Below are 6,270 nucleotides of genomic sequence, written 5' to 3' on the forward strand. Positions count from 1 at the left end.
ACTTCATGGATTACTGAATATTATATTCTTTCGGGAAAAGGCGTCGATTTCCCTGCTTAGCAAAAGGAAAAAATTTAAGGAATCTGCATATTTCCAATAAAAAACGGCATGGCGCAAAACCATGCCGTTCCCAAATCCTTATGCGTCCACCTTGATCGCATGCGCCTCGCGCTGCAACTGCTCGTAGAGCGTCTTGGCGAGACCGATACCGCCTGCTTCCGACATCTTTTCCACCATGGCTGTATCGCGCATGGATTCTAAGATGTCATCCGTGTTGTCGTGCCCGAAGAGCGTGTCCTTCGGCACAGTCTGGCGCATCTGTCGGTACATGATGTCGAGGAACATCGACTCAAAGCCCTTGCAGGCATCCATAAGCTTCTTGTTCGCCGCCGCTTCCTCGGCAGAAGTCTGTGCTTTCTGCCCTTTTTCGGGCGAGAGCGACTTCTGCGCCTCCTTCAGTTTGTCCGAAAACTGCACGCTGTCCGCGCGCTCCTTCGCCTGTTCCAAAGAGCTGTTCACCGCTCCCTGTCCATGGAGCGCATCCGCATGTAAAGCGTCAAAAATCTGCATACCGTCTCACCTCGTCAAATGATTTCCAGATCCGCATGGAGCGCCCCCGAGGCCTTCATCGCCTGCAGGATGGAAATGATGTTTTGGGCCGTCGCGCCGACCGAGTTCAATGCTCCGACGACATCGCCGACGTTTGCCGTCGCTGGCAATACGATAGAGCTTGCCTTCTGCTCCTTCGCCTTGACGTCCGTGTTATCTGCAACGACCGTCGTACCTGGGCTGAACGGCGGCGGTTGATCGACGGTGAGATCCTTCGTGATGCTGATCGAAATGCCGCCCTGCGTGATGGCGATCTCATCGACGGCGATGTTGCCGCCCATGACGATCGTGCCCGTGCGCTCGTTAACGACGACCTTGGCGACCGTGTCTGGCATGACGGGAAGATCCTCAAGACTCGCAACGAAAGTGACGATATTGCCGCGGTAGTAGGCGGGCACGGAGATGTCGATGCGCCCGGGATTCGCCGCGCGCGCAATGCCGCCGTACTGTGAGTTGATTGCCTGCGCAACGCGCGCCGCCGTTGTAAAGTCCGCTCTGTTCAAAGAGAGCGCGATTGTACCGTTCGCGCCGATGTCATCATCCTCGACACTGCGCTCCACGATGGCGCCGCCCGGCGTCGTGCCGACAGTCGGGAAGTTCTTCTGCTGCGAACCGCCGCTTGAACCTGCGGAAAAACCGCCCGTAGCTACAGGGCCTTGCCCGACGGCATAGACCGTACCGTTCGCCGCACGCAATGGCGTCTGCAGCAGAGTGCCGCCAGCGAGGCTCTTCGCATCGCCCATCGAGGATACGGTGATGTCGATATTATCGCCTTCGCGCACGAAGGGCGGCAGCGTCGACGTAACCATGACGGCCGCGACGTTCTTCGTCTTCAAGTCCGCCTTGTTGATCGTCACGCCGTACTCGCGCAGCATGTTCGCCACGGACTGCAAGGTTTCGAGCGTTTTGTTCGAATCGCCCGTGCCATTGAGGCCAACGACGAGACCGTAGCCCATAAGTTGGTTCGAGCGCACGCCCTGCACCTTTGCAATATCCTTGATGCGCGTCACTGACGACTCTGCAAAAACTGTCGCGCTCATCATGACGACGAGGAAAAGCGCGGCAAAGCACGCAAGGATCTTCTTCATAAAACTGCCTCCTCAAAGCCAAGGAAAGTCGAACATTCCTCCAAAAGCCCATTCACCTAGAACAGAATGTTGAGAATCTGCGTGAGGATGCCCTGGCGCTGCTTCGCGTTCAGTGGCCCCTTGCCATCGAAGCGCACGGTGGCGTCCGCCACCTTCGTCGACGGAACCGTATTTTCATACGTCACATCATCGCGTCGCACGATGCCGCGCAATGTGATCTTGTGTTCGTCCTTATTCTGCCAGATGGACTGCGTGCCCTCGACGATCATATTGCCATTCGGCTGTACCTCGACAACCGTCACCGCGATATTGCCCGAGAAATTACTCGAATCCTTGGCAGAACCGTCTGCCTTCCACGAATCCGATGCGCCCGCCGAAGCCGAGGTCAAAAAATCAAAGATGCCTGTGCCCGCATTGAGCGTCGTCGAAGCTGACTTACCATTCTTTCGCGATTTCGTTTGCGTCGTCGTCGTCTTCTCACTGATTACGATCGTCAGCGTATCGCCCACATTATGCGCCTTACGGTCGGCAAAGACACCGTAGGACGTACCTTCCGCAGCATCCGCCCACAGAGACTGCGCAAAGGCCGTAGGCGCGAAGAAGAGCGCTCCGCTGAAAACGCCGGCGAGCATAAAGGCCTGCCATTTCTTGCTGTTTCTCATAATGTCCCCTTCTCAAGACCCAATCTCGACTGTGGAGGCGTCCAACACCCGCGCGAGCATCACCTTGCGAGAAGCCTCATTGCGCACGCGGATCTTCTGCCCCACGCGACCTCGTGTGAGTGCGACGCCTGAAACACGTACTTCGATGCCATTGTAATGCGAAACGATCGTCACCGCCGCACCCGATTCCATCACGATCGGCTGTCGCAGGAGATCCTCCGAAAGCACCGTGCCCTCCCGAACCATGCGCGATACGACATGCCCAAGTGCCTCGCTCTTTTCTTTCAAGCAGCGTCCGCGCACGCGCGTCACTTCGCGTTCCTCGAATCGCAGATCCGTTTCCGACAATGCCTGCTCGGGAAAGAGATTGCGCGAAGCGACGAGAACCGTATCGTAAACGCGGACGGTATAATAGGAAAGCGCCCGGCGATACGGTCTGCCATCCAAGAGCACAGAAACGTAAATCGGCGTTCGGCGATCATACAAAAGCCCCAGAGGAGCTTCTACCGAGAACGAAACCTCGCCTGCTGGCAATTTCATGTCACGCGGTGGTTTCACAAGAGCCACCTCGCGACGGCGTGTTTCGCCCTTGTCCCTAAAGAGCGCCTCCATCTTCTCGTCCGTCATGCGCTCGAACTCAGCGGCACTGACGGTCTGTGAAAAGCGCGACGCTTCCACCATCCCCGCCGAAGTGAGGAAAAGGGCGACGCACACCAAGAAGAGTGCTGTCGCCACCTTAGCCTTCATGTTTTATCCCTTCATCAACGCTTGAGGGAATTCGCAATCTCAAGCATCGAATCCGACGTCGTGATCGCCTTGGAATTCGATTCGTACGCACGCTGCGCTACGATCATATTAACCATTTCCTCAACGATCTGGATGTTCGACATCTCGACGACGCCCTGCGTGAGTGTGCCCGCGCCTTCTTCTCCAGGGTTGGAGTCAATCGCATTGCCCGAAGCATCTGTCTCCTTAAACAGATTCTTGCCGATCGCGAAAAGACCTGCAGGGTTCACGAAGCGTGACAGCGTAATCTGTCCAACCGCTGTCACGTTGCCGCCAGCCGGCGTGCACGAAACCTGACCATCGCCCGCAATCACGATGGTATCGCTCGGCGCATTGGCATCAAGTGTGATGCCATCCGCCAAAGGATAACCATCCGTCGTCACAAGGCGGCGGTTCTGGTCGAGCTTGAAAGAGCCGTCGCGCGTGTAGGCGATCGTTCCATCCGGCATCTCAATGCGGAAAAAACCCTCACCCTGAATGGCGACATCGGTCGGATTGCCCGAGGACTGCAGATTACCCTGCGTGAAGATGCGCTGCGTCGCCGCTGTGCGCGTGCCGAGACCGATGGCAAGCCCCGTCGGATACTGGGAATCGGCGCCGCTCTGTGCACCCGCAGCGCGCAGATTCTGGTAAACGAGATCCTGGAATTCCGCTCGCACCTTCTTCGAACCGAAGGTGTTAACATTCGCAATGTTGTGTGCGACGACGTCCATATTGTCCTGCTGCGCCTTCATGCCCGAAGCTGCGGACCAAAGTGCTCTCATCATAATGCAAAATCCCCCATCTGCTTTAAATCCGAAAAAATTGACAAATCCCTATCCCTAGAATTCTTCACATCATCAGCTCGTTCGGCCAACCTCGTTGACCGTCTTGTCTGTCATCGAGTCCTGCGTCACAAGTGCACGCGATCCCGCTTCATAGATGCGGTAATTGTTGATCAGACTGACCATCTCGCTCGCAATATTGACATTGGAATTTTCGAGCATGCCCTGCTGAATATCACCCGTCGCCGCCTGCGGCTGTGCCCCCTGCTGCGGACGATAGAGGTTGTCTCCCTGCTTCAAGACAGCCCGGCGATCATTGAACTGCACGAACTGCAAGGTGTCGATACGCCTCCGGCCATCCATAATCTCACCCTTGGCACCGATCGTGATGTTTGCACTGTCGGGCAGCATGATCGGGCGATTCTGTGCATTCAGAACGGCTTGTCCGCGTGCCGTCACGAGCGCACCGTTTGCTTGCCGATAGAAACTGCCATCGCGCGTGTAGCGCACGCCCTGGGGCGTCTGGATGGCAAAATACCCCTCACCCGATACAGCGAGGTCGAGCATGTTGCCCGTCGTTTTCATACTGCCCTGCACATGGTCGGTAGCGATCTCCGCCGTATAGGCGCCAAGTCCGAGATTGCCGACCCGCGGCGGTCCCTGCTCCAACCGGAAGCCACGAAAGGACGTGACCTCATCATCCTGGTTATCATTGATGCGCTTCAGCAGCATAGGTGCAAATTCCTGATTGATTGCCTCGTCCCTCTTGTAGCCAGACGAGGCCGCATTCGCGAGGTTGTTTGCAATCACATCCGTGCGGTTCGTCTCGGTAATCATGCCGGACGCCGCAACGTACAAGCCACGCAGCATGGAAAAGCCTCCTTGTCATCATCTGCAACATAGCAGATGTATACTTGCAAACTGTAAAATTCCTTATACTTTTTATCGGCATTTCCCCTCAAATCATAAGAGGGCAAAAGGCTTTATTTTGACAAGAACTTCACTCGCTCTGCTGCCATGCCGATATACTCAAGCGCCTTGCCCGTGCCGAAGGCCACGCACGACATCGGGTCCTCAGCCAGAGCAGCAGCAATTCCAGTCTCGTGGCGCAGAAGCTCATCGAGTCCATAGAGCAGAGCACCGCCGCCCGTCATGACAATGCCTCGATCCATGATGTCCGCCGCAAGCTCTGGCGGTGTCTCCTCAAGCACCTTTTTCACGCACTGTACGATGCCCGTCACGGGAGCTTCAAGCGCTTCCGCCGCATTCTTTGATGTCACCGTGATCGTCTTCGGCAAACCCGACAGAAGGTCACGCCCGCGCACCTCCATTGAAGAGTCACGCGCACCGGAAAAGGCCGCGCCAACATTGACCTTGATGTCCTCCGCCGTGCGCTCACCAATCAGCATGTTGTACTCGCGCTTGATGTAAGCGATGATCGCCTCGTCAAAGGTATCGCCTGCGATGCGCAGGCTTGCGCTGTTCACGATGCCGCCAAGGCTGATGACGGCGACATCCGTCGTACCGCCGCCGATATCAACGACCATTGAACCGCTCGGCTCCTCGATATTGAGTCCCGCGCCCAAGGCCGCGGCCAGCGGTTCTTCAATGAGCTGCGAATAGCGTGCGCCCGCCTGCTCCGCCGCTTCCTGCACGGCGCGCTGCTCGACGGTCGTGACACCAGATGGGATACAGATCATGATGCGCGGACGGAAGACGAAGCTTTTACCCGTGACCTTCTCAATAAAGAAGCGGATCATGCGCTCCGTCATGTCATAGTCGGCAATGACGCCCGAGCGAAGCGGACGAATCGCCGCGATATTGCCAGGCGTTCGCCCGATCATGCGGCGTGCCTCCTCACCGATCGCCAGGATGTGTCCCGAATCGCGATCCATCGCCACGACCGAAGGTTCGCGCAGAACGACGCCTTTGCCCTTGACAAAAACGAGCACATTCGCTGTTCCCAAATCAATCCCGATATCCATTGACATGCCAAACATATATCAAACCCCTTCCAAGGGATACTTCTCATCAGTCATCCTTTATAATATAATATTTTGCGTCCCGTGACAAGAGCTTCAATGAACGTCTTCGCCCAGCGAGGCTTCATACTCTTCCAAATCAGCAAGTAACGTCGAGAGCGCCCGTTTTGCCACGAAGACAGGACAGTCCGGTGAACAGATCTCGCACTTGCCACAGCATGCTTCCACCGCCTCAATCGCTTTCTTGACCCTTTCCGATTGCAGCACAGTCAACGCTCCTTTCTGCAAGAAAAAAGCCCAGCAAACGCTGAGCCTTGAATTCAAATGGTGCGGTTGATGGGACTTGAACCCATACGTCTTGTGAACACTACCCCCTCAA

8 protein-coding genes are annotated in these 6,270 nt (G+C 56.2%); all 8 read right to left on the reverse strand.

What is annotated here, in order from left to right; translation table 11 throughout:
* Window positions 1–138 precede the first annotated feature (138 nt).
* The 8 genes from RWS31_RS10460 to RWS31_RS10495 all read right to left on the reverse strand — a co-directional run bounded on the left by RWS31_RS10460 (window position 139) and on the right by RWS31_RS10495 (window position 6,158).
* The gene (locus RWS31_RS10460; protein ID WP_314598182.1) at window positions 139–570 is read right to left on the reverse strand and encodes a rod-binding protein; all 432 of its coding nucleotides are present in this window, start codon (window positions 568–570) and stop codon (window positions 139–141) included.
* A gap of 14 nt (window positions 571–584) precedes the next feature.
* Window positions 585–1,697: a flagellar basal body P-ring protein FlgI gene (locus tag RWS31_RS10465; RefSeq protein ID WP_314598183.1), complete on the reverse strand. Its 1,113-nt coding sequence runs from the start codon at window positions 1,695–1,697 to the stop codon at window positions 585–587.
* Between the two features lie 56 nt (window positions 1,698–1,753).
* Entirely contained in the window at window positions 1,754–2,359 is a 606-nt protein-coding gene (locus RWS31_RS10470; RefSeq protein ID WP_273107979.1) for a flagellar basal body L-ring protein FlgH, read from the reverse strand.
* A gap of 12 nt (window positions 2,360–2,371) precedes the next feature.
* A complete protein-coding gene (gene flgA, locus RWS31_RS10475; protein WP_273107978.1) occupies window positions 2,372–3,106 on the reverse strand; it encodes a flagellar basal body P-ring formation chaperone FlgA in 735 nt (244 codons plus the stop codon).
* Between the two features lie 14 nt (window positions 3,107–3,120).
* Window positions 3,121–3,912 carry a flagellar basal-body rod protein FlgG gene (flgG, locus tag RWS31_RS10480; RefSeq protein ID WP_009646882.1) on the reverse strand — a complete coding sequence of 264 codons (792 nt, stop codon included), beginning with the start codon at window positions 3,910–3,912 and terminating at the stop codon, window positions 3,121–3,123.
* Window positions 3,913–3,984: 72 nt separating this feature from the next.
* Window positions 3,985–4,779: a flagellar hook-basal body protein gene (locus RWS31_RS10485; protein ID WP_314598188.1), complete on the reverse strand. Its 795-nt coding sequence runs from the start codon at window positions 4,777–4,779 to the stop codon at window positions 3,985–3,987.
* A 113-nt stretch (window positions 4,780–4,892) separates the two neighbouring features.
* Window positions 4,893–5,909 (reverse strand): rod shape-determining protein MreB, encoded by a 1,017-nt coding sequence (gene mreB / locus RWS31_RS10490; RefSeq protein WP_314598190.1) that lies wholly within the window; start codon window positions 5,907–5,909, stop codon window positions 4,893–4,895.
* A 78-nt stretch (window positions 5,910–5,987) separates the two neighbouring features.
* A complete protein-coding gene (locus RWS31_RS10495; RefSeq protein WP_314598191.1) occupies window positions 5,988–6,158 on the reverse strand; it encodes a hypothetical protein in 171 nt (56 codons plus the stop codon).
* Window positions 6,159–6,270: the final 112 nt, after the last annotated feature.

This window comes from uncultured Selenomonas sp. (genome assembly GCF_963528755.1).
Classification (GTDB): Bacteria; Bacillota; Negativicutes; order Selenomonadales; family Selenomonadaceae; genus Selenomonas.